The organism is Flavobacterium sp. Flavsp81, assembly GCF_059491325.1.
The window spans coordinates 4,119,449-4,143,804 of sequence record NZ_CP168505.1 but is presented as its reverse complement, the minus strand read 5'-3'; the positions used below and the strand labels follow the sequence as shown (position 1 = coordinate 4,143,804).

Here is a 24,356-nt window from a genome sequence, read left to right as displayed (position 1 = left end):
GATCTCAGCTCGTTATTTAGAGCACCCCTTTGAGACGCTGCAAAAGTACTATTAAAAATTGCAAAAATCAAAAAGCAATTGCAAAAATCAATATCAATTATAATAAATCAAATTCGATGTGAAAAATCAAATTCTTAACGGTTACTCTAAATTTGGCTTTCTACGGGATTGTTTTATCTCAGAGATATTTTTCTTGTCTTTAATTCGTTTTTTAATGACTGATTTAGGAATCTTAGTCGCTTTTCGAATTTTAGGAACAAACAGCCCTTTTTTGATAATTTCTAAAAAACGTTTCACAACAATCTCTTTGTTTTTAAGCTGGCTTCTGTCTTCGTCACAATTTAAGATCAGAATATCTTCTGAAGTCAGGCGTGAAGCCAGATTAGTTTTTAAAAGCAGTTTTTCCTCATCTGATAAATATTCAGATGCATTCAGATCAAAAGTCAAAACTATTTTTGAAGATACTTTGTTCACGTTTTGTCCACCGGCTCCGCTACTTCTAACGGCTTTAAAATTCAACTCTGCTATTATTCTTCCGATATCCATTTTTGTGGTTGATGTGCTTGTTTTAATAAGTCATTTACTGTTTTCACCGGATTAAAAGTTATTAATGGGACTGCGACAAAAATGGTCAGCCAGTTTGACATTCCCCCATTCCATAATCCCGGCAGCTCATAATTTTTAACTATTTTCCCTTCAGCACTTTTTTCTACAATAAATCCTGTATTATGATCAACAAACTGAGTCAGATCATACTTCTCTCCTTTATAGTTTTTAGTGCTGCAGACTAAATCGACAGGATTAAAATGAGTAGATTCTTCTAAAATTGATTTTTGCTTTTTATTCGTTAAATCGACTTGTGAAGTTTCTACAATTTGCAAGGAAACCTCGCCTTTATCATTTCTGGTCCAAAATGGCCCGCCGCCAGCTTCACCTTCATTTTTAACCATTCCACAAATCCGGATTGGTTTGTCCAACAGTTCTTTTATTTTGCTTATTTTATTTTCGAAAGTAAATTTATTAAAATCACTTGTCATTTTTATACAAAGCTTCTGCATTAAAAAATCGACAATTTCCTCAATGTCTTTCTTTTTAATCTGCTCTTTTTCTATAGCTTCTAAATAACCAAAGACTTTTTGCTGCAATTCTATTAAAATTCCGGCCAATCCTTTTTTATACAATGTAATTTGATTAATATGATTTTGAATTACATTATCAATATTTTTTATAAAAATAATATCAGCATCAATTTTATTAAGATTTTCAATCAGTGCTCCATGTCCGCCGGGCCTAAAAACAAATGATCCTTTTTGATTCCTGAAAACATTATCTTTTACATCCACAACAATAGAATCTGTACGCCTGTTTTGATAGGAAAAACTAATATGTATTTCGGTTCCGGATTCTGATTCTATTTTTTGTCTGACATCCTCAATAGCTTTTTCAAACAATTCAAGATGAGCTTCGGAAACTGTAAAATGCAAATTCGAAGTTTTATTCGTAGCTGCATAATGCACACATTCATTTAAATGCTCTTCTATTGGATTTGCAATATGGGTTTCATATTTATGGAAAGGTAAAACTGCTTTTGGCTTATTGGCAAAATCAAAATAATTTGAAGACAGTAATAATTTTATAAAATAATAATTTTTATGATCCCTGTCTAAAGTATCGAAATGAGGATAAATAATTCGCAGCTTTTTATCTACTGCCTTAAAAAAAGGAAATTTATCCATTGCAACAATAAAAATGGACAAATCATTATCATTTTTCCTATTGATATAAGAGTTGATTGTTTCTTTTTGAATATCATAATTATTCAGAAAAGCAATTAAGAACTTAAACATCCTGGTTGCTGCTCCCGAAGCCGGAATGAATTTACATATTTTAAAATCAGCTTTATGAGCATCAAAAAAAATGGCTTTTTCTTCAAAATCAGGATCAGACAAACTTAAAATCCCGTTATTGATTGTTGCCGGGCTTATTAAATTGCTTTTCGAAATTCCTTTTTTGAAAATTTTAAGCTGTTTCAGAATATTTTCAAAAGGAATTCCATGATCATAAATTTCAACAAAGTCACTTGATGAAAATCCCTTTTTTTTAGCAACAGCCAAATTATCAATTATAGCTGTAGCTTTTGCCAGACGGGTTTCTTTATCTCCTGAAAGTGTAATAAATGGTTTTTTGCTGTCTATTAAAGTTTGCTTAAAAACTGAAAAAACAGTTTCCCTTTCATTCGGACTGTCACGAATATCATCTTTTTCCCAAGGCACGTCAATATCTGTGAGGAAAAACAAGTCATACTCATGTTCTAAGGCAGCTTTCTCTAATAATGGATTACAAAAACCATAATACATTTCAGAGAATACCTTAGTCACCATTAAATTGGTATCGCAAAACAAATATTTTTGGGCGGTATCTAACTTTTCATTTTCTAATGCTACTTGCCCGTAAGCAATCGGCATCATATCTTCTTCAACACAGATATGATTGTTTAATTCCCATTTCTGTTGCAAATAATCTCGTGCAAACTCAGGAACCCACTCCGTTTTATAAAATGCGGCAAGTTGTTTTGCTAGTGTGGTTTTACCTGTACTTTCAGGACCAAATAAAGCAATTTTTATAATGTTTGTTTTTTGCTGTCTAAGATTTTTCTCCATTCTAAATAAGCTGAAATAGCCAAAATTGTAAAAATTAAATACTGAAATGACAGCATTCCTAAGCCCCGGTATGCATAAAGAGGTACTACAATAATATCACCTATTATCCAAAGTGTCCAATTTTCTATTTTTTTTCTTGCCATGTACCACATTCCTGCAAAAAATATTCCTGATGAAACCATATCGACATAATTGTCTGTTTTAATTTCATAATCGAAATATTTATAGATTTCTAAAACTACAAAAAACGTGACTAAAAACAATAAAACTCCTATGATTTTTTCGTTAAGATTTGTTCTGGTAATTGGCAGAGTGTCCTCAGCTGTTCCTCCTTTTGCCCAAACATACCATCCATATATACTCATAACAGAAAAATACACATTGATAATCATATCGCCTATATAACCTGCAACATATAAAAGATACACTGAAATCACAGTAGCAATTAACCCTGTAGGATATACCCAGATATTTTCTTTTTTCGCAAACCAAACGCTTAAAATTCCGCAGACAAAAACCAAAAACTCTAGAGCAATATGCCATAAAGGTGCATTTTTATAACTATCGAGAAAAAAATCTATCATTTTAGCGGTTTTATTTTGGTTGTTATTTTTGAATCTTATAATTCAAAAAAATGGCTGTTATTCTCAAAAGCTGTTCCAATGACCACTAAATCCGCACCTGCATTATATGCTTTTTGAATCCCTTTCAGATTTGTAATTCCTCCTCCAACGATTATCGGGATTTCAATATTTTGAGAGATTAGCTGTATCATTTCCAACGGAACAGGTTGTTTTGCGCCACTCCCCGCTTCGAGATACACTAATTTATTCCCTAACATTTCGCCGGCCTGTGCAGTTGCCAAAACCAAATCAAGATCCTGACGATCGAGAGGCTGCGTTTTGCTTATTCTTGCTACTGCGGTTTCATTACCGCTTTCTATTAAAATATAACCTGTTGAAATAACTTCGAGGTTTGTTTTTTTGAGAATTGGTGCTGCCTGAACCTGATATTCAATTAAATAATCAGCATTTCGGCCGGACAATAAAGACAAGAACAAAATGGCATCAGCCTGAGATGAAATTTGCGAAGGATCTCCCGGAAATATAATAACGGGCAACATTGTTTTTTGTTTTAATTCCGTCATTAAATCTTCTAAAATAGTAGTCTGAACTATGCTCCCGCCAACAAAAATATGGGTTGCAGGCGATTGGTTTATTTTAAGCAAAAGATGATCTAAATTTTCCCAAACAATTTTGTCCGGATCTAAAAGTATGGCAAGCAGTTTTTGCCCATCAATCTTGGCCTGAATAATTTGCTGGTAGATATTGGATATTTTTTGTCTCATAATTGGGCGTAAAAGTAAAAGTTTTTTAATGCAGAAGAACTATTTTGAATGAATTATATTTGCGTAATAGCTTTTGATAACCAAAGAAACAAAGTATGATTGCTGTCGATCTTTTAGAAAAATATGGTGCCCTAAACAAGTTTTACGAAAAAACTTCAACTGTTTTTGAAGAAGGAAAACTGCCTGCACATTATTATCAGATTGTTTCCGGTGAAATAAAAATGAACAATTACAATGATGACGGACGCGAATTTATTCAGGGAATTTTTTATAAAGATCAGTCATTTGGTGAGCCGCCGTTATTTTTAAATCAAAATTATCCTGCAAGCGCGGTTGCCGTAGAAGACACACAAATTCTTTGTCTGCCAAAATCAAATTTCATGAAACTGCTGGAAGAAAATCCTGCAGTCAGCCTTAAAATAATTGAGAATTTAGCCCAGCGTTTGTATTATAAATCAGTCATGGCGGCAGAAATGTCAACTCAGGAACCGGAACATCGGGTTTTAAAACTGATCGATCACGGAATTGCTTATTTTAACTTTAAAAAAGATGAAAATGGCTATCTCATCAATTTTACAAGACAACAAATTGGTGATTTGACCGGATTACGTGTAGAAACCGTAATCAGAACAATCAAAGCTCTGGAAAAGAAAGGTGTTTTGAAGATAATTAATAGAAAAGTATACAGATAAAACAGTTCTTGTTTTATGATTTAAGTCATAAAATGCAGCGGTATAGTGCATGTATCTTTGTGATATAAAAATCTCAATATCATGACACTATATCAAACAACATTCGAAAATTTCAACAAAAGTTATATTGGTTCTGCAACAATGGCTGTCATTGGCCAAAGCTGCTTGGGTGCAGCAGCTGCCATGTATATTCTTTCACACGGAACATCAATTGGTCAAATGATTCAATTGGCTATTATTGTATTAGCTTGTATCTTTGTAAATACTTCAATTTTGGCACAAATGAAACATAAATTGGTTTTTAACCTTATTCTTATAAGTGCTTTTTTGAGTGTTTTATTTATATTTCTGAACAGTTTTATATTATGAAAAAACAAATAGAAAACAGAACTGATATCGAATTTTTAGTACATCAGTTCTATTCTAAAATAAGGGCCGATGAAGAAATTGGTTTTTATTTTAATACAATGATCAAAGATTGGGACGCGCATTTAGAAAAACTGACTGATTTTTGGGAAACCAATTTGTTTGCAGTAAAAAAATACAGCGGAAATCCCAATGCTGTTCATAATGAAGTTGATGCGCATTTTGAAGGCAAAATTACCTCAAACGAATTTGGAATATGGCTGAACTATTGGCTTCAAACCTTAGACGAACATTTTGAAGGCGAAAATGTAGTAACGCTAAAACGTCGTGCCCAAAAAATGGGAACATTTTTGTTTTTGAGTATGTTTGAACATCGAAAAAAAATGAATGAGCTACTTTAGAACTTTTAGATTAAGCTCATTTTTGTCATTTCTCCCTTCGGTCGAAATAACAAGATTGTCGTGAGTTTTGGAATTTGGAATTTTTTATATTGAAATTTTACTTTTCGAAAGCGTAAACCAATGTAAAATTCTGGTCTGAATTATCGGATTTTATTTCTTCGTAGTACACGTTAAAATCCTTAATCAAATCATCAAAATGAAGGCTGGCCAGGGTTTCTTTTTTATCCAAAGAAAAATCTCCAACCCTGATATGATCTTTAAAACTGATACCTTTTTCATTTCTGATTTTAAAAATTGCTTCTTTGGCACCCCAGATTATAGTAAGTTTTTTTACATATTCTTCTGAAACATTTGCATTTAAGTACTCAAATTCGGTATCGACAAATTTATCAGCGATTTTGAGGATTTTTTCGCGCTGTAATTCCATATCAATTCCAACCGTTTCATGACTGATGATAATGGCTGCAAAGTGGTATGAGTGTGTAATCGAAATAAAATTATGACAATCAAAATATGGTTTCCCGAATTCATCATAATGCAAATCTTTATCTGTAAAACCCATTTCCTGAATCAGCATCCGAACGCTCAAAAAAGCACGTTGATGCGACTGAGATTTCATTCCGTCCAGCCTGCGCTGCGTTTTTTCCTTTAAAACCACTTTGCTCAATAATTCCTCGAGAGATTCTGTTATTTCCCAGATTAAAATTTTGGTCGTTTCGTTGCAGTGTATGGTTTTAAATAAAGGCATTACTTCTTTTAATTATGAATTATGAGTTGTGAATTATGAATTATTTTTCTTTTGGAAATTTAAGTTGTAATTTAATGTCTGGTCTTTTTTTTTTAGCCCTGATGGGAACGGCATCCTTTTTCCGGCTTCTTTAGCCGGGAAAAGATATAGCGGACAGCAGGATTAGCTTCTTATTTCGACTACGCCAATATGATAATTGTACTAATCGACTAATATTCTAAAGATTAAGAAATTAAACATTTCACAAATCTTACAGAATTTAGTAAAAATTCAAAAGCTATTCCGTAAATTTGCAAAAAATTCTACAATACAAATATACTATAAATGAGTACTACAACTACGCCTTATGTGGCTTTCAAAGTAAAAGACATTTCTCTAGCGGCTTGGGGAAGAAAAGAAATTGAACTGGCTGAAGCTGAAATGCCGGGTCTAATGGCGCTTCGTGCTGAATATAAAGATGAACAACCTCTTAAAGGTGCCCGTATCGCAGGATGTTTGCACATGACGATTCAAACTGCTGTTTTGATCGAAACGTTAATTGCTCTTGGTGCTGAGGTTACCTGGTCTTCCTGTAACATTTTCTCTACTCAGGATCAGGCTGCTGCTGCTATTGCTGCTGCCGGAATTCAGGTGTATGCATGGAAAGGTCTTGACGAAGAATCATTTGACTGGTGTATTGAGCAGACTTTATTCTTTGGTGAAGACAGAAAACCATTGAACATGATTCTTGATGATGGCGGGGATTTAACAAATATGGTTATTGACCGTTTCCCTGAATTGGTTCCTGGAATCAAAGGATTGTCTGAAGAAACTACAACTGGTGTTCACAGACTTTACGAAAGAGTAAAAGCCGGAACGTTGCCAATGCCTGCAATCAACATTAACGATTCTGTTACTAAATCTAAGTTTGATAACAAATACGGTTGTAAAGAATCTGCTGTAGATGCAGTTCGTCGTGCAACTGACTTAATGTTAGCCGGAAAAAGAGTTATCGTTTGCGGATACGGTGATGTTGGAAAAGGAACTGCTGCTTCTTTCAGAGGTGCCGGATCTATTGTAACGGTTACTGAAATTGACCCAATTTGTGCTTTACAAGCTGCAATGGACGGTTATGAAGTTAAAAAATTAAACACTGTAATTGCTACTGCTGATATCATCATTACTACTACAGGAAACAAAGATATCGTTCTTGGAGAGCACTTCGAGCAAATGAAAGACAAAACGGTTGTTTGTAACATCGGTCACTTTGATAATGAAATTGATATGGCCTGGTTAAACAAAAACCACGGTAAATCTAAAATCGAAATCAAACCTCAGGTTGACAAATATACTATTGCAGGAAAAGATATCATCATTTTGGCTGAAGGTCGTTTGGTAAACCTTGGTTGCGCTACAGGTCACCCAAGTTTTGTAATGAGTAACTCATTTACAAACCAGACTTTGGCTCAAATCGAATTATGGAAAAACAGCGCTGCTTACAACAATGACGTTTATATGTTGCCAAAACATTTAGATGAAAAAGTGGCTGCTTTGCACTTAGCTAAATTAGGAGTTGAATTGGAAACTTTGCGTGATGATCAGGCTGCTTATATTGGTGTTCCGGTGGAAGGCCCTTTCAAACCGGAATATTACAGATACTAGTAAATTTTAGATTTCTGATCTTAGATTTAGATTCTAAATCTGGATTTCTTAATTAATACATATTTCAAACCCGACAGTTTTTAAAAACCTGTCGGGTTTTGTCTTTTAATCTAAAATCAGGAATCTACAAATTTATTTGGGCGTGCCACCATTTAAAAAAATGCCTAATATACTTTGTGCTCATTAGGCATTTTCTTAAATGCTGTCGGGCTATTCGTGCTGCTTCGGCAGCTTACTGCTATCCCTCACGCAAACAGTGATCAGGAACTTTGAAATTAATCAGATTTTTTATATAACTTTTTAAAATATAAATATACATTTGATTAATAAACAACCGAAAACCAAATTATGAGAACACGCCTTATTTTGATGATATTAATCACCTTTCCACTTCTTGCAACAGCTCAGTATAATATGAACACGCTAAATAATTCTATGCAAATTCAGCAACAACAATCAAGAAATATGCATCAACAAATGAACAATCAGAATGCACAATGGGCCCGTGAACGACAAATAAATATGCAACAACAACAAATGCGGTACATGATGTCGCATTCAAAAAATAGAATTGAAACTGCAGAAAGCAAATTAACTACAGAAGAACGAAGACTGAAAAAACTGGAAGAAAAATCAAAAGAAAAAGAAGTTGATTTAAAAAATGAACAAGATAAATTAAGCGATCTTCAAAACAATCCAGATAACAATCAACAAAAAAGTATCGAAAAATCTAAAAAGCAGATAGCTAAATCTGAAGAAAAATTAAGTAAAACAAAAACTGAAATAGAAACTCGTTCTAAAAAAATTGAAGATCTAAAAAAAGAAGTAGAAACTGCTAAGCTGGAAAAAGAAGAATTAACCAAAAAACACGAAGAAGAGAAAAAGACCAAAACAGAAGAAAAAGAGAAAAAGAAGAAGGAGAAAACGAAATATACACTATCACAATAATACAAATAAGCTCTTACAGAAAATTGGAATGAATTCAGTTCCTGCAAGGATTTTCATTTCAAAAGCTTTGTCTTATATTTACTAGAAATACCTTTTTAATGAAGCAACTTATTTTTATCTATATATTTCTCTTTACAGGCTGCAATCTATTCGCCCAAAATAAAAACACCTGGATTTCTTTTTGGGATAAGGACACTACACATATTGGTTTTAAGGATCTGGAAGGCAAAATCAAAATTGAACCTAAATTTATGGGATTGACTTCTGCCAATAAATTTGATGATATTGTTGCCGTTACAGAAGAAGTTAATGAGAAATGGAAAAGCTATTATCTTACCAAAACAGGAAAAATAGTAGGTATTGACAGTTTGTATACTTTTGACAATGGTCCAGATTGTGAGAATGAAGGTTTTATCCGTTTTAGAGATCCGAAAACAGACAAGATGGGAATATTTAATCATGATGGTAAAATCATAATTCCAGCCCAATACAGTGCTTTAACTAAAGTTAGAAACGGAATGATTATAACCTTAAAAGGGGCAGAAAAAATAATGGAACCTGGTGACGATGGTCACTTTAGCTGGTCCGGAGGCAAAGAATATCTGATTGACACCAATAATAAAATTCTAATAGAAAATTTCGGTTATAATGATGAATTGAATTTTTATTCGGTAGAAAAATCTAAAGAAAAAAATCAGGATCCGATACGGGATAATTTTATGGGTGTTGACGGACAATATTATTCCTTCATTAATTTTGACAAGGAATTCAAATCCTGGGTAAAAAACAATTTGCTTAAAAACGTATCCAAAGAAAGTCTTCTTCAGGTTTCCAATGATAAAATAACGTTTTGGAAAGAACCCAACGGATGGACAAGCGAGTCAAAAACTGTATTCTTAAATCGTAATTACAAACAAATCAAAAAGAAATTATCCGATCTGAATTCGGCAAACTGTGATTATGCCATTTTTAGTGAAGGACTGAATCAATTTATTTACGAAGAAAAAGAATATCAGCAGTATTTTAACAACTGCAATCAGCCAAAAGAATGGATGTATCCGGTAAAAAATATCGTTATTACCCCCAAAAATAAAAATGCCAAACAAGATCATTTCGAGTTTCTAAGAACCGAAAGTAGTTATAAATTAATAAGTATCTCACTCGGAAATGAAGACTTAAAATAGTTGAAAAATTGATTAAAATAAAAGTAATCCACAATTCATCTTTATAAAATAAAAACATGGCAGCAGGCGGACCAGGAGATCATCCACTAAAAGATATACTTCATTTTAAAATGAATGTGTATGATATAGAATGTGACAATTTAATACGAGAGCTTTCAGTCTACATACCTGAAAATATACTGTATAAAAGTATCGATTGGTGTACTGCTTTTAATATTAATGAAAGTTTATTAAAAAATTTCAAAGCTGAACTTTTGGAGAAATTGAATTTGGAAAAACAGAAAATAAAACCGTAATCCAACCCTCCTTTTTACGTGAATGTAAATTTTAATAGTTTTTCTAAAACTGCAATGCATTAAAGAAATTCTAAATACTCAAAAAATTTTAGATTTTACAGAACTGGTACAAAACCACAAAACTTGCGCAAGTTTCGGATTTTATAACCACAAAACCTAACCGATATTTGTATTATAAAATTGAATGAAAATGAACACACAGGAAAACATTAATTATAATCGCATTGCAGAAGCGATAGATTATATCAAAACTAACTTTCGGGAACAACCGAATCTTGATGAGGTTGCCGAAAAAGTACATTTAAGCCCATTCCACTTTCAACGTTTATTTACAGAATGGGCAGGAACAAGTCCGAAGAAATTTTTACAATATATCAGTGTCGAACATGCCAAGAAAATCCTGAAAGAAAATAATCACGCTACTTTATTCGATGCTGCTTATGAAACAGGGCTTTCGGGTACAAGCCGTTTACATGATTTATTCGTAAATATCGAAGGAATGACACCCGCAGAATACAAAAATGGAGGTAAAAATCTTTTTATAAATTATAATTTTGCCAAAAGTCCGTTTGGGAATATCATTGTGGCTTCGACCGAAAAAGGAATTTGTTTTATGGCTTTTTCTGAAAATGAAGAAAAGGGATTTGCAGATCTAAAACATAAATTTCCTAATGCAGCATTTTCCCAAAAACTCGATTTGGCGCAACAAAATGCCTTATTTATTTTTCAGAATGACTGGAGTAAATTATCTGAAATAAAACTACATTTAAAAGGAACAGATTTTCAATTGAAAGTCTGGGAAACGCTGCTCAAAATTCCAATGGGGCAATTGTCTACTTATGGTTCGATTGCACAAAAAATCGAAAAACCAAATGCTTCAAGAGCTGTCGGAACTGCAATAGGAAGTAATCCTGTAGCATTTTTAATTCCGTGTCATCGTGTGATCCAATCATCGGGAACTTTTGGTGGTTATATGTGGGGAAACACCCGAAAAACAGCCATAATTGGTTGGGAAAGTGCTCAGTTTAATTCAGATATTTAAATACCGCAAGTTTCGGATTTTTCTGCTTATTTGTTTTTAGAATATTTGCAAATCTAAATTAATAAACAATGGAAAAATTTAAAAACAAAACCGTTTTGATAACGGGAGGCACAAACGGAATGGGGTTTGCAACTGCAAAAGAATTTATTGACAATGGTGCTAAAGTAATTATTACAGGACGCAGTCAGCAAACAGTAGATAAAGCGGTCAGTAATTTGGGAGCAAATGCAATAGGAATTGTATCTAACGCCGGAAGTTTATCTGATATTTTTGAATTGAAAAATCAAATAAATTTACATACCAATACATTAGATATTTTATTTGTTAATGCCGGATATGGAAAATTTGCTCCTATCGAAATGGTAACTGAAACCGATTTTGATGAGTTATTTGATGTGCTGGTAAAAGGTACATTTTTTACCGTACAACAAATGCTGCCAATACTATCAAAAGGCGGCTCAATAATTTTAAACACTACATTTCTTACCGAAGTTGGTCATCCTAACACCTCCGTTTATACAGCTGCCAAAGCTGCTGTTCAATCGTTTATTAAAACATTTGCGGCTGAATGCACTTCTAAAGAAATACGTGTAAATGGCATAAGTCCTGGCCATATTAAAACTAATATTTTTAATAATACAGGTCTTTCGCAAGAACAAATTAAAGGTACAATAGAGTCGATTATCCCAACACTTCCTTTTAAACGTTTTGGAGAACCATATGAAATAGCAAAAGCTGTAGTATTTCTTACTTCAGATGATGCTTCTTACATTCATGGTATTGAACTTACAGTTGATGGCGGATTAACGAGAACAAAATAATGAAAGAAAAAATAGCTTCTCTTGACTGGGAAAGCATCACTGAATCTATGCATGAGAAAGGTTTTGCGATTATTCCAAATCTTCTCGATAATAAACAATGTGAAACTTTAAAAGCAGATTATTCTAATCCCGTTTTATATCGAAAAACGGTTGTAATGGAACGTTATCGTTTTGGTTTGGGCGAATATAAATATTTCAATTATCCGCTTCCGGATTTGATTCAAACAATTCGAACTTCGGTTTATCCAAAACTTTCACTAATTGCAAATACCTGGATGAAAGCACTTAATATCAATACTATTTTCCCTGAAACCCACGAAAAATTATTGGAACAATGTCATGCCAATAATCAATTAAAAGCAACTGTTTTAATTTTAAAATATGGGAAAAGCGGTTTTAATACTTTACATCAGGATTTATACGGAGATATTTATTTTCCTATTCAAATTGTACTTTTCCTGAATGAGCCTGACGGAGATTTTACAGGTGGTGAATTTGTATTGACTCAGCAAACTCCAAGAGCACAATCTAAAGCAATTGTATTAAAACCAAAAAAAGGCGATGTTTTAATTTTTACAACCAATTTCAGGCCTGTAAAAGGAACAAAAGGATATTATCGCGTAAATATGAAACATGGTGTGAGCGAAATTCATTCCGGTGAACGACATACATTGGGAATTATTTTTCATGATGCATTAAATTAAGGTTCAAAGGTGCAGAGAATGTTATCATGTAGAATATTCAACGCATGATATATCTGTAGAGGCGCACGGCAGTGCGTCTAACGTCACGTATAATCCATGACGACAATTGTTGCGGGAGACGCACTGCTGTGCGCCTCTACAATAAACAAACATATAAAATAATGATTTATCATATTAAAATTTCCGATTCAGATCTCCGAATTAAAATTAAAAATGCGGAAATTTGTTTTGGTGGAAACCGAAAATTAAAAATCTACGGAATGCTAAAATGTTCCTCTGGAAAAAGGATGAAAAGAGAAAATCGCGTATTCTTTTTATCTGAAAATGAAACCAAACAAAATGGTTTCAGGCCTTGTGGGCATTGTATGAAAACTGAATATCAAAACTGGAAAAATGGACTTATTTAATCCCGAAATAAACGAAACTGCAAACTTGCTTCCCAAAAATGGGACTGTTAACTATTACGGAAAATTATTTACGAAAGAAAAAGCCGATTTCTATCGTGATATTTTATTGAATACCATAGAATGGAAAAACGATGAAGCCATAATCTTCGGAAAATTAATTCTAACCAAACGAAAAGTAGCATGGTATGGCGATCATGAATTTGAATATACTTATTCCAAAACCACCAAAAAAGCACTTCTCTGGACAAAGGAATTACTTAAATTAAAAGCTGCTATTGAAGAAAAAACACAAGAAACATTCAATTCATGTCTGCTGAATTTATATCATTCCGGCGAAGAAGGAATGGCATGGCATAGTGATGCCGAAAAAGACTTAAAAAAGAACGGAGCAATTGCATCGGTAAGTTTTGGTGCGGAACGAAAGTTTGCTTTCAAACATAAAGAAACCAAAGAAACTGTTTCTTTAATTCTGGAACATGGAAGTTTATTAGTCATGAAAGATATTACGCAAACACATTGGCTGCATCGTTTGCCCTCAACAAAAACCACTTCAAAGCCAAGAGTAAATTTGACATTTAGAACTATTGATTTAAAATAGAATATTTTTTGAACCATTTAGATATTCAGATTCACTAAGTTTTAACTCTTAATTTTTCTGAATACTTAAATGGTGAAATATAAAATTATTTCTTTTTAGCAATAACATTTTGATAAGAAAGTATCAACGCATCTTCGAACATTTCCGGCCTTACTTTTGAGAGTTCTACAATGGTCCAGCCTTGTTTGCCCCATCTATTTGGAACGGGGTAAAAGATCATTTCGCTCGAAGCACAAAAAACCGATTGATCAATTTCATTTAATTTTAAAACTGCCCGATTATTCTTTTCATCAAAAGTAGCGAAGATTTTTTTGTTGACACGGAAAGAAGTCTTCTCAAAGTGAGGTTCTTCAGTAGCATCTGGAAAAGACATTGCTAATTTTCTAAAAGTATCAATTAAGACCATAATCTTCTTTATTTAACTCAACTTTTAAGGTTTATATATAATCTAAAGTCCTTTCTAAAGCCATACCACGAGATCCTTTAATCAATATAGTGCTTTCTTGTTTGAATTTATTCATTTTTAAATATTCGGCAAAATCTTCAAAAGTTTCAAAAAAATGGAGTTTTTCATTAGGAACAAAATTCTCGAAAAAAGATTTTCCAATCAGATAAACAGCTGACTCATTTTGATTGCATAAAGAATCAACTATAATCTTATGTTCTTCTTGACTTTCATTACCAAGTTCAAACATATCGCCTAAAACCATTATTTTATTTGAACTGTCTAATTGTAAAAAATTAGTAATTGCTACAGCCATACTGCTCGGATTAGCATTGTAGGCATCTAAAATAATCTGAAAGGTTCCTTTTTTTAATAACTGTGATCTATTATTGCTTGGTATATAATTTTCGATTGCGGCTTTAATATCTTTTATATCAACTTTAAAATAATTGCCAATGGCAACAGCCGCATTAATATTATTCGCATTATAAAGACCTATTAAGTTTGAATTTACAATAAAGCTGTCATAACTAATAATCACAAATGGATTAGCTTCAATTGAATTAATTTTAACATCTGCGTTACTATTGTTAATTCCAAAAGTAAATGTTTTTATTGTCTTAGATTTTTCAACCTGAATAGGGTCTTCAAGATTAACAAAAGCAAGTTTATTGTTATCTATCAGATATTTATACATTTCACTTTTCCCTTCAATTACACCTTCAACTCCACCAAATCCTTCTAAATGTGCTTTTCCAAAATTGGTAATATAACCATAATCAGGCTGTGCAATATCACATAAAAACTCAATTTCTTTTTTATGATTGGCTCCCATTTCCACAATTCCAATTTCGGTTTCACTTGTGAAAGACAATAATGTTAACGGAACTCCAATATGATTATTTAAGTTTCCAACGGTAGCTTTAGTATTGTATTTTTGAGATAAAACAACATTGATAAGCTCTTTAGTAGTTGTTTTTCCATTACTTCCCGTTAAGGCAATAATAGGGATTTTCAAATACAACCTGTGAAATTTTGCCAATTTCTGTAATGTTTCTAAACTGTTTTGAACCAGAATAGTTCTATGATCAATTAAATAAGACGGATTATCAATTATTACAAATAAGGCGCCACGCTCTAATGCTTCCTGCGCAAAAGTATTAGCATCAAAATTTTCTCCTTTAATAGCAAAAAACATAGAATCTTTTTCAATCTTACGTGTATCAATTGAAAGAGATTTACATTTTAAAAATAAGCCATGAATTTCCTGAATATTCATTTTATAAATTTTTTTTATAATTATAAAAAAAAATCCAAATTCCATACTGAAAACAGCTTTTGGAATTTGGATTTTTTATTGGAATTTCTAAAATTAATTCCTTGGTGATTTTCTTCTTTCAGTTTTAGCACCTACTCTAGACATAGCACATCTAAATCCGATATAGTCTGTTGCCATATCCTGAGGGAAATATCTTCTCTGTGCAGGATCTAACCAATAAGCTCTGTCTCTCCAGGAACCTCCTTTATAAACTCTTGTTTTATCGTTTATTAAAGTTGTTCTTTTACTTGTATTATCATATTTTCTAACCATGTTACCTAAACTATCTGTGGTAACATTATGCATCGGAGAATTATACATTGCTTCCTTTTTACTATCATCAGTAGCATCTCCAAAATCATAATATTTCGAAGATTGTTTATCCCCATCTCTGTAATTGATATTATCGCTTTTGCTAAAATTTTGTCTCAAATAGGTCTCATTTTCATCAACAGGAACCTGAGCAATTTCACCTGGAAGATTTCTGGCAACAACTTTACCATTACTCAAAGTGTCATATTTAATATTTTCTTTTGTAACTATTTCGATTTTTCCATCTTTACCGATTTTATTTTTACCGTAAAGATTTCCTCTGAAATAATTAAAATCATTCGCTTCATTATCAATTATAGGTCTGTAAACATCCGCTACCCATTCTGCAACGTTTCCAGCCATATCGTATAATCCAAAATCATTTGGAGGATAGCTTTTTATTGCATTTGTAATATCTGCTCCATCATCTGACCAACCTGCAATTCCACCATAATCACCATTTCCTTGCTTAAAGTTTGCCAATTGATCTCCTCTGTTTTTACGTTTTGATGAACGAGTATAATCTCCGGACCAAGGATATTTCTTTTGTCCTTTATAGATATTATATTCTCTTTGCCCAACATCTGCTGCTGCTGCATACTCCCATTCTGCTTCAGTAGGAAGTCTGTATTCAGGTAAAATAACCCCTGAAGAACGTTGTGCATAAACATTTTTTTGTTCTTCTACAGCACCATCTTTTCCTTTTCTAGGTCTTCTTCCATTAGGGCTTTTCTTCAAAACTACCTCTTCATTACCTCCGTAACTTGTAGAAGGAGAAGCTAGATATCCCTCAGTATTAAATAAACTTTCTGCAGTTATATCCTGAGTTTTTGCTCCTTTTTTAATATATCCATTTTTCTCTAAAACTGCTTCATTTACACGGTCAGTTCTCCATTTACTGAATTCAACAGCTTGAATCCAATTAACCCCAACTACCGGATAATTAGCATATGAAGGATGTCTCAAATAATTATTTGTCATGGTTTCGTTATATCCTAAACGATTTCTCCATACCAAAGTATCTGGCGATGCTCCTGCATAAATATTTTTATAACTTTCTTCTGTAGGAGGAAAAACTTTCTTCAACCATTCAAGGTATTCTAAATACATACCATTGGTAACTTCTGTTTCATCCATGTAAAACGACTGAACGTGTTGTTGAGTTGCTGTGTTATTCCAATCGTGCATAACATCATCCTGTACTTTACCCATAGTAAATGTACCTCCTTCAACAAAAACCAAACCAGGTCCTGCCTGTTGTTTTTTTCCTGCATTTCTGGCAGCCGTTCCGTTTTGACTATCGACGTCCCAACCTGTTGCTCTTGAAGCGCGGCTTGAACTTGATTTTTTGCTACAACTAGCCGTGCCAAACATCAATACTATTGACATCATTACTTGCAGGGCTACAATTTTGTTTACTTTCATACTCATTCTTAGGTGATAAATTTAGGTGTTGCAATATAATAATTAACATTTAATTAGCAACATCTGTTCTAATAATTTTATTTAGCTGTTTTTTACCAGAAAATAACCTATAGTTCCGAACGCAAAAATATACTTTTTATTATTACTATTACATTAAATAATATATTTTTACTCACTAAAATATATTAAATTTAATTTCGTTTTCTTTAGCTATGAAACAAACCATACTTTTATACCTTTTTTTGGCTCCATTTTTCTTGTTTTCTCAGAAAAATGGAACGCTGACGATAGATTGGCATAACAAAAAAGAAATGAATTTTGGTGAATTCAAAACGAGCATACCTTACTTTACAGGAGATAATTTTCGATATGACAATGCTAAAAAAAGTATATCGCTATTATTTAAACCCAATTATTCTGACTTTTCGAACAGCAGCAGTGTTCAAATTACTAATATTATATATGAGCAGGTTCAAGTTAGTGATTTAGGAGATTTATCATTAGCAAACATTCCAAAGCAACCAAACGAAACACTTAAAATAGCTATCTCAAGGGATCAAAAACAAGGTTTTATCTCTTTGTCGCCAATTATATCAGAAGGAAATAGTTTTAAACGAATTAAATCTTTTTCCTATTCAATAAATAATACTTCAAAAAACAACAATTCAGCATCTGCTTTAAAATCTGCTATTATTTCAAATTCGGTTTTAGCATCCGGAGATTGGTACCGTTTTTATGTTGAAAAATCAGGTGTTTATAAAATTTCAAGATCTTTTTTACAAAATCTGGGCTTTGACACAAGCAAAAGCGATCCGAAAAAAATTAAAATTTATGGAAACGGAGGAAGGATGCTTCCTTTAAGTAATGCTATTTATTATCCCGAAGATTTAATCGAAAACGCAATTCAGGTTATTGGAGAAAGCGATGGTACTTTCAACAATGAAGATTACATTCTTTTTTATGCTGAAGGAACTAATAATTGGAATACCGAAAGTGAAACTAACATTAATTTATACGACACTAAATCTTATTATTATATTACAACACAAGGAGGTAATGGAAAAAGAATTTCAAATACAAATCAACCCACAGGAAATAGCACTTTAGAACTAAATACTTTCGATGATCATCAATTTCATGAAATTGACAAAATCAATATTGCACATTTAGGACGTCAATGGTTTGGAGAATCTTTTGACATTGATCAGGAACAGGAATTCGAGTTTAATTTTCCAAATCTTGAAACGACAACTCCAATAAAAATTGAAATGGTTGGCGCTTCAGCTGCATTTACAAATACTTCTTTTACCGTTTCAGCGAACGGACAAAATGTTGGGAGCATTATATTTGGCCAAATTGTATCTAATTCTGATACAAAATTTTATACCGGAAAATTACCTGCCAACTCAAGTTTTACAGGATCTGAAAATGTAAAAATCAAATTAATCTACAATAATAATGGTGTTCCCGGCTCAAAAGGATATTTAGATTATATTAATTTAATTGCAAAAAGAAAACTAACGGGACTAGGCAAGCAATTTCAGTTTCAATACGACTTAGCCAGTTCAGTATCAGGAATTGTAAATTACAATATTTCAAACGCTTCTGGAATTTCGCAAATTTGGGATATTACTGACCTATATAATGTAACCAAAACAGAAAACAACAATCAATCTAATTTCAGCTTCAAATCTTCTTTAGGAGAAATTAGAAAATATATCGCAATTGATCCGGGAGATTATTATACTCCTTTAAAAGAAAGACAATCAAAAATTGCTAATCAAAATTTAAAAGGAACACTTTTTAAGAATACTCAAAATATTTTTCAGGACATCGATTATTTAATTGTTACCCCAAAGTCCTTACTTACTCAAGCTGAAAAATTGGCAAACTTTCACAGAAACAATTCTAATCTAAACGTAAAAGTTGTTTCACTTGAAAACATTTACGAGGAATTCTCATCAGGGAAACAAGATATTTCTGCTATCCGAAATTGTGTTAAGTACATTTATAAAAATGCTTCTTCATCAGATAAAAGAATAAAATACCTGAATCTCTTTGGTGATGCTTCATTCGACTACAAAGATCGCATATCGAATAATTCCAACATTGTACCTATTTATCATTCTTTATCCAGTAACAGTTCAGGGGAGTCTTCATTTGCTTCTGATGATTTCTATGGATTAATGGATAATGACGAAGGAAATGTAACTTATTTTTTTGGCGGAATAGACATTGCAGCTGGAAGAATGTTAGTTTCTGATAACGCTCAGGCGGAAGAAATGGTCAATAAAGTTTTAGAATATCACAACACGAAATCTTATGGGAACTGGAGAAATAATTTTGTCTTGATTAGCGATGATTCAGATAAAGCTTCTGATGTTTCATTACAAGCACGTCAAAATGCTTTAGCAGATGTAATTGCTACAGAAAAACCATTTTTTAATATTGATAAAATTATTTTAGATTCTTATACACAAGAAGCATCAGCCGGTGGCTCCAGATATCCGAAAGCAAAAACTGATTTTTTTGATGCTTTTGAGAAAGGTGCTTTAGTTTTTAATTATTTAGGACATGGTGGAGAAGACGGTTTATCATCTGAACGTATTTGGGAAAAATCAGATAGCCAAAATTTAAACAATCAATACAAATATCCTTTGTTTATAACCATAACCTGTGAGTTTTCCCGCTTTGATGACCCAGCAAGACCAACAGCAGGCGAATATACCTATTGGAATCCTAAAGGCGGTGCTATTGCAATGCTGACAACCATACGTTCTATTGGCCAATACAATGCTGAAAATTTCAATGATAATCTAATGAGAAATTTACTTTCCTTTGGAACAAATAAATACACAACAATTTCTGAAGCTCTTAGAATTTCAAAAAATGACAGCCCCAGTTCTTCCAGCAATGTTGTTTTTTACATAGGAGATCCGGCACTAATGCTAGCCATCCCCAGACCTCGAATTAACCTGACAAAAGTAAATGACGTACCAATTTCAGGAACAATTGAAGATTTCAAATCATTAGCAAAAATTAAAATCTCAGGTGAAATTACAGACGAAAATAATAACAGATTGAGCAATTATAATGGTGAGCTTTCAACTTCTATCTTTGATAAATTTATCACAAGCATTACACTAAATAACGATGGCAATAGTCCTGCAATGCAATTTAAAACTCTTGGCGAAACTATTTTTAGAGGAAACGCTTCTGTAACCAATGGTCAGTTTGAGTTTAGTTTTATAGTACCCCGAGATATTAGAATTCCTGTTAACAATGGAAGAATCAGCTTTTATTCCAAAAAAAATGAGGTTTTAGAAAACCAATCGGGTTATAATGATATTATAAAAATTGGCGGAATTAACCAAAATGCACCTCAGGACAATATTAGCCCAAAAGTGCAGTTATATATGAATGATGAAACTTTTGTATCAGGAGGAATTACAAATGATGCGCCATTTCTTTTAGCTTTTCTGGAAGATGAAAATGGGATCAATACAGCAAGTGGAATTGGTCATGATATTGTTGCAATTTTAGATGGAGATGTTAGTAATCCTTATGTTTTAAATGATTACTATCAAACAAAATTAGATGATTACACTAATGGCAATTTACGTTTTCCATTACGCAATTTGAGTGCCGGAATGCATACAATAAGCTTTACGGCATGGGATGTTTATAACAATCCCGTAACAAGTGAAATACAATTTATTGTGGTTGGCGACGAATCGTTAACCTTAACTCATGTTCTTAATTATCCTAATCCGTTCTCCAATTATACCCAATTTTGGTTTTCTCACAACAGACCTTACGAACCTTTAGAAGTACAGGTTCAGGTAATGACCATAACCGGAAAAGTAGTCTGGACAAAAAACCAGACAATTACTACTGAGGGCTTTTTATCCCGAGAAATCACCTGGGATGGTAAAGATGATTTTGGAGACAAAATTGGAAAAGGGGTATATGTATATAAACTTACCGTAAAATCTAATTTAACTAACAAAAAAGCAGAGAAGTATGAAAAACTTGTCATTCTATAATATATATTTGTACAATTAACAACATATTAACCAACCATTAACCACATAAATGAAAAAAATATCGCTCTTACTATCCTGTTTCCTTATCATTTCGTTTGCAAAAGCACAAGACCGGCCAATTACTACCGGTGTGCCTTTTTTGCTAGTTGCTGCTGATGCAAGGGCTGCCGGTCTTGCCGATCAGGGTGTGGCAACATCTGCAGATGCATTTTCACAACAATGGAATCCTGCTAAATATGCTTTTTCAGTAGACAAACAGGGTTTCTCTGTGAGTTACACTCCTTATTTAACAGATCTGGTAAATGACATATCTTTAAGTCAGTTAACCTATTACAATAAAATTAACGAACGAAGTGCTTTTGCGGGAAGCGTTCGATATTTTAGTATTGGTGATATTGAATTAAGAGAGAATCAAACTGATCAGCCAAATGTTGTTAAGCCATCAGAGTATGCAATCGACGGATCTTATTCCTTAAAGTTAAGCGAAATGTTTTCGATGGCTGTTGGCGCCAGATTCATCAGCTCAAATTTAGGTCTTACTACAGAAGGGCAAAGTTTATCTGCTGCAAGATCATTTGCTTTTGATGTTGCCGGATTTTACCAATCTGAAGAAATCGCTTACAGTGATTTTAACGGAAGATGGAGAGCCGGTTTTAATTTTCAAAACCTTGGTCCAAAAATCAATTACGATTTAAGTGATTCTGATAATGGATCAAACTTCCTGCCTGCTAATTTAAGATTAGGTGCCGGTTTTGATTTTATATTGGATGATTATAATAAAGTCGCTGTGAGTTTAGAATTTGCAAAATTATTGGTTCCTACACAACAAAAACCAGTACCGGTTGATTTAAATGATGATGGAGATACTCAAGACCCGGGTGAAACTGATGGAGTTCAGGAAGCAAATAATGATTATAACAGTATAGGATGGGTTCCGGGAATTTTTAAATCCTTCGGTGATGCACCGGATGGTTTCAGCGAAGAACTAAAAGAAATCACTTATAGCGTAGGGGCTGAATATTTGTATCAGGACTCATTTTCAATGCGTTTAGGATATTTTCATCAAAGTCCTGAAAAGGGAGCTATGAAATTCTTCTCTTTAGGAGCCGGATTTAAATATAATATAGTAAAAGTGGATGTATCTTATTTATTCTCTGCTTCAAAAGTTAAAAATCCATTAGAAAATACACTTCGTTTCTCATTAACCTTTAATTTTGGTGACAAATACGAAGAATACTAAACAAAAAAATAAACAATAATAACAATCCAAATTTCTACTTTTTAGGAATTTGGATTTTTTTTCCCATAAAAAGAATGAAAGAAATAAGCATTACATCATCATTTTCGGAATACGATTCGTTAGATGAGCTTCCAAAAGACGTTCAAAACTTAATGGATCAGGCTGTTGAGATTCGCAAAAAAGCTTATGCCCCATACTCACAATTTAGAGTTGGTGCTGCCTTACTTTTGGATAATGGAAAAGTAGTTTTAGGATCAAATCAGGAAAATGCTGCGTATCCATCAGGATTATGTGCAGAGCGTGTAGCGATTTTTTATGCAGGAAGCAGGTATCCTGAAGCGAAAATTTTAAAAATTGCTATCACGGCAGCTTCAGATACAAACCAGACAAAAGCACCAATTCCTCCATGCGGTTCTTGCCGACAATCAATTGCAGAATACGAAATTAAACAAGATACCCCTATAGAAATCTATTTTATGGGCGAAATAGGCGCAATTTATCAGTCAGCATCCCTTAAAAATCTGCTTCCTTTCATGTTTGACAAAAAGTTCTTGTAAAAAAAACCAAAAAGTAGCTTTTAAATTTTAGTTCTTAAATCTAATGTCTTATTTTTGCATCCCGACCTTCGGGCGCAAATTTGTGGGAGGAAACTATTTTGCGTTATAGGAATAATTGATAACACAAAAAAACAACTTTAGCAAAAGAAAGAATTCAGATGAAAGAAGTTACAAAAGAGGTTTACTTAAAGTGGTATGAAGACATGCTACTTTGGAGAAAGTTTGAAGACAAACTTGCAGCATTATACATTCAACAAAAAGTAAGAGGATTTCTTCACCTCTACAATGGCCAGGAAGCAGTATTAGCGGGAGCTTTACATGCGATGGACCTGACAAAAGATAAGATGATTACTGCATACAGAAATCACGTACAGCCAATTGGTATGGGAGTTGATCCCAGACGTGTAATGGCTGAACTTTTAGGAAAAGCAACGGGAACTTCTAAAGGCATGGGAGGTTCTATGCACATTTTCTCAAAAGAGCACCGTTTTTACGGAGGTCACGGTATTGTTGGAGGTCAGATTCCAGTTGGTGCAGGATTAGCTTTTGGAGATAAATACTTCAATACAGGAGGAGTAACAATGACCTATTTTGGTGATGGCGCTGCTCGTCAGGGCTCTTTACACGAAGCTTTTAACATGGCTATGTTGTGGAAACTTCCGGTTGTATTTATCGTTGAAAACAATGGTTATGCTATGGGAACTTCTGTAGAAAGAACTGCAAATCATACTGATATCTGGAAACTAGGTTTAGGGTACGAAATGCCTTGCGGACCAGTTGACGGAATGAATCCTGTAAAAGTTGCTGAAGCAATGACAGAAGCCATTGAAAGAGCACGTCGTGGTGACGGACCAACTTTCCTTGAAATGAAAACGTACCGTTACAGAGGACACTCTATGTCTGATGCACAATTATACCGTTCTAAAGAAGAGGTGGAAGAATACAAAAAAATTGACCCTATTACACAAGTCTTAGATGTAATTATGGATCAAAAATATGCTACAGAAGAAGAAATTGAAGTAATTGACCAAAGAGTTAAAGACCTGGTTGAAGAATGTGTGAAATTCGCTGAAGAATCTCCATATCCTGAATTACAACAATTATACGATGTAGTATACGCACAAGAAGACTATCCATTTACACCTCATAAACTATAA

24 protein-coding genes are annotated in these 24,356 nt (G+C 33.2%); 16 read left to right on the top strand and 8 right to left on the bottom strand.

Annotation, left to right across the window (positions count from 1 at the left end):
- Positions 1–141: 141 nt before the first annotated feature.
- The 4 genes from arfB to ACEN92_RS17450 are packed head-to-tail and all read right to left on the bottom strand — an operon-like array spanning position 142 to position 4,008.
- On the bottom strand, positions 142–546 hold the full coding sequence (arfB, locus tag ACEN92_RS17465; RefSeq protein ID WP_495639611.1) for an alternative ribosome rescue aminoacyl-tRNA hydrolase ArfB: 405 nt from the start codon (positions 544–546) through the stop codon (positions 142–144).
- A complete protein-coding gene (locus ACEN92_RS17460) occupies positions 528–2,660 on the bottom strand; it encodes a DUF4301 family protein (protein ID WP_495639610.1) in 2,133 nt (710 codons plus the stop codon). The genes arfB and ACEN92_RS17460 overlap by 19 nt, the downstream gene beginning before the upstream one ends.
- A complete protein-coding gene (gene pnuC / locus ACEN92_RS17455) occupies positions 2,621–3,244 on the bottom strand; it encodes a nicotinamide riboside transporter PnuC (RefSeq protein ID WP_495639609.1) in 624 nt (207 codons plus the stop codon). Before pnuC ends, ACEN92_RS17460 begins: the two co-directional genes overlap by 40 nt.
- A gap of 35 nt (positions 3,245–3,279) precedes the next feature.
- Positions 3,280–4,008, bottom strand: a complete 729-nt coding sequence (locus ACEN92_RS17450; RefSeq protein WP_495639608.1) for a phosphoglycerol geranylgeranyltransferase — start codon at positions 4,006–4,008, stop codon at positions 3,280–3,282.
- Between the two features lie 95 nt (positions 4,009–4,103).
- Here ACEN92_RS17450 and ACEN92_RS17445 point away from each other — a divergent pair, with 95 nt between their 5' ends.
- The 3 genes from ACEN92_RS17445 to ACEN92_RS17435 all read left to right on the top strand — a co-directional run bounded on the left by ACEN92_RS17445 (position 4,104) and on the right by ACEN92_RS17435 (position 5,467).
- Entirely contained in the window at positions 4,104–4,700 is a 597-nt protein-coding gene (locus ACEN92_RS17445) for a Crp/Fnr family transcriptional regulator (RefSeq protein ID WP_495639607.1), read from the top strand.
- An 81-nt stretch (positions 4,701–4,781) separates the two neighbouring features.
- Complete coding sequence (locus ACEN92_RS17440) at positions 4,782–5,069, top strand: hypothetical protein (protein WP_495639606.1); 288 nt, start codon at positions 4,782–4,784, stop codon at positions 5,067–5,069.
- Positions 5,066–5,467 (top strand): group III truncated hemoglobin, encoded by a 402-nt coding sequence (locus ACEN92_RS17435; protein WP_495639605.1) that lies wholly within the window; start codon positions 5,066–5,068, stop codon positions 5,465–5,467. The genes ACEN92_RS17440 and ACEN92_RS17435 overlap by 4 nt, the downstream gene beginning before the upstream one ends.
- Before the next feature lie 97 nt (positions 5,468–5,564).
- Here ACEN92_RS17435 and ACEN92_RS17430 read toward each other — a convergent pair whose 3' ends face one another.
- Entirely contained in the window at positions 5,565–6,215 is a 651-nt protein-coding gene (locus ACEN92_RS17430) for a 4'-phosphopantetheinyl transferase family protein (RefSeq protein WP_495639604.1), read from the bottom strand.
- Positions 6,216–6,539: 324 nt separating this feature from the next.
- On the opposite strand from ACEN92_RS17430, the gene ahcY reads away from it, so the two are divergent.
- The 9 genes from ahcY (at position 6,540) to ACEN92_RS17385 (ending at position 13,856) form a co-directional block, all read left to right on the top strand.
- On the top strand, positions 6,540–7,856 hold the full coding sequence (gene ahcY / locus ACEN92_RS17425; RefSeq protein ID WP_495639603.1) for an adenosylhomocysteinase: 1,317 nt from the start codon (positions 6,540–6,542) through the stop codon (positions 7,854–7,856).
- A gap of 348 nt (positions 7,857–8,204) precedes the next feature.
- A complete protein-coding gene (locus tag ACEN92_RS17420) occupies positions 8,205–8,804 on the top strand; it encodes a hypothetical protein (protein ID WP_495639602.1) in 600 nt (199 codons plus the stop codon).
- A gap of 98 nt (positions 8,805–8,902) precedes the next feature.
- Complete coding sequence (locus tag ACEN92_RS17415; RefSeq protein ID WP_495639601.1) at positions 8,903–9,988, top strand: WG repeat-containing protein; 1,086 nt, start codon at positions 8,903–8,905, stop codon at positions 9,986–9,988.
- A gap of 56 nt (positions 9,989–10,044) precedes the next feature.
- Positions 10,045–10,284 carry a hypothetical protein gene (locus tag ACEN92_RS17410; RefSeq protein WP_495639600.1) on the top strand — a complete coding sequence of 80 codons (240 nt, stop codon included), beginning with the start codon at positions 10,045–10,047 and terminating at the stop codon, positions 10,282–10,284.
- 190 nt (positions 10,285–10,474) lie between these two features.
- Complete coding sequence (locus ACEN92_RS17405) at positions 10,475–11,326, top strand: bifunctional helix-turn-helix domain-containing protein/methylated-DNA--[protein]-cysteine S-methyltransferase (RefSeq protein ID WP_495639599.1); 852 nt, start codon at positions 10,475–10,477, stop codon at positions 11,324–11,326.
- Between the two features lie 68 nt (positions 11,327–11,394).
- A complete protein-coding gene (locus tag ACEN92_RS17400) occupies positions 11,395–12,147 on the top strand; it encodes an SDR family oxidoreductase (RefSeq protein WP_495639598.1) in 753 nt (250 codons plus the stop codon).
- Positions 12,147–12,851 carry a 2OG-Fe(II) oxygenase gene (locus ACEN92_RS17395; protein WP_495639597.1) on the top strand — a complete coding sequence of 235 codons (705 nt, stop codon included), beginning with the start codon at positions 12,147–12,149 and terminating at the stop codon, positions 12,849–12,851. Before ACEN92_RS17400 ends, ACEN92_RS17395 begins: the two co-directional genes overlap by 1 nt.
- A 161-nt stretch (positions 12,852–13,012) precedes the next feature.
- Positions 13,013–13,258: an Ada metal-binding domain-containing protein gene (locus ACEN92_RS17390; RefSeq protein WP_495639596.1), complete on the top strand. Its 246-nt coding sequence runs from the start codon at positions 13,013–13,015 to the stop codon at positions 13,256–13,258.
- The gene (locus ACEN92_RS17385; protein ID WP_495639595.1) at positions 13,245–13,856 is read left to right on the top strand and encodes an alpha-ketoglutarate-dependent dioxygenase AlkB family protein; all 612 of its coding nucleotides are present in this window, start codon (positions 13,245–13,247) and stop codon (positions 13,854–13,856) included. The genes ACEN92_RS17390 and ACEN92_RS17385 overlap by 14 nt, the downstream gene beginning before the upstream one ends.
- Positions 13,857–13,941: 85 nt before the next feature.
- On the opposite strand, the gene ACEN92_RS17380 is transcribed toward ACEN92_RS17385, so the two are convergent.
- From ACEN92_RS17380 to gldJ, 3 genes are all read right to left on the bottom strand, one after another.
- Complete coding sequence (locus ACEN92_RS17380) at positions 13,942–14,262, bottom strand: MmcQ/YjbR family DNA-binding protein (protein WP_495639594.1); 321 nt, start codon at positions 14,260–14,262, stop codon at positions 13,942–13,944.
- Positions 14,263–14,293: 31 nt separating this feature from the next.
- Positions 14,294–15,580, bottom strand: coding sequence for a UDP-N-acetylmuramoyl-tripeptide--D-alanyl-D-alanine ligase (locus ACEN92_RS17375; protein ID WP_495639593.1), 1,287 nt, complete (start codon positions 15,578–15,580; stop codon positions 14,294–14,296).
- A 93-nt stretch (positions 15,581–15,673) separates the two neighbouring features.
- Entirely contained in the window at positions 15,674–17,356 is a 1,683-nt protein-coding gene (gene gldJ, locus ACEN92_RS17370) for a gliding motility lipoprotein GldJ (protein WP_495639592.1), read from the bottom strand.
- A gap of 212 nt (positions 17,357–17,568) precedes the next feature.
- On the opposite strand from gldJ, the gene porU reads away from it, so the two are divergent.
- The 4 genes from porU to pdhA all read left to right on the top strand — a co-directional run bounded on the left by porU (position 17,569) and on the right by pdhA (position 24,356).
- The gene (gene porU / locus ACEN92_RS17365) at positions 17,569–21,402 is read left to right on the top strand and encodes a type IX secretion system sortase PorU (RefSeq protein ID WP_495639591.1); all 3,834 of its coding nucleotides are present in this window, start codon (positions 17,569–17,571) and stop codon (positions 21,400–21,402) included.
- Positions 21,403–21,451: 49 nt separating this feature from the next.
- Complete coding sequence (gene porV / locus ACEN92_RS17360) at positions 21,452–22,642, top strand: type IX secretion system outer membrane channel protein PorV (protein WP_495639590.1); 1,191 nt, start codon at positions 21,452–21,454, stop codon at positions 22,640–22,642.
- Between the two features lie 74 nt (positions 22,643–22,716).
- On the top strand, positions 22,717–23,199 hold the full coding sequence (cdd, locus tag ACEN92_RS17355; RefSeq protein WP_495639589.1) for a cytidine deaminase: 483 nt from the start codon (positions 22,717–22,719) through the stop codon (positions 23,197–23,199).
- A gap of 158 nt (positions 23,200–23,357) precedes the next feature.
- Positions 23,358–24,356: a pyruvate dehydrogenase (acetyl-transferring) E1 component subunit alpha gene (gene pdhA / locus ACEN92_RS17350; protein ID WP_007805064.1), complete on the top strand. Its 999-nt coding sequence runs from the start codon at positions 23,358–23,360 to the stop codon at positions 24,354–24,356.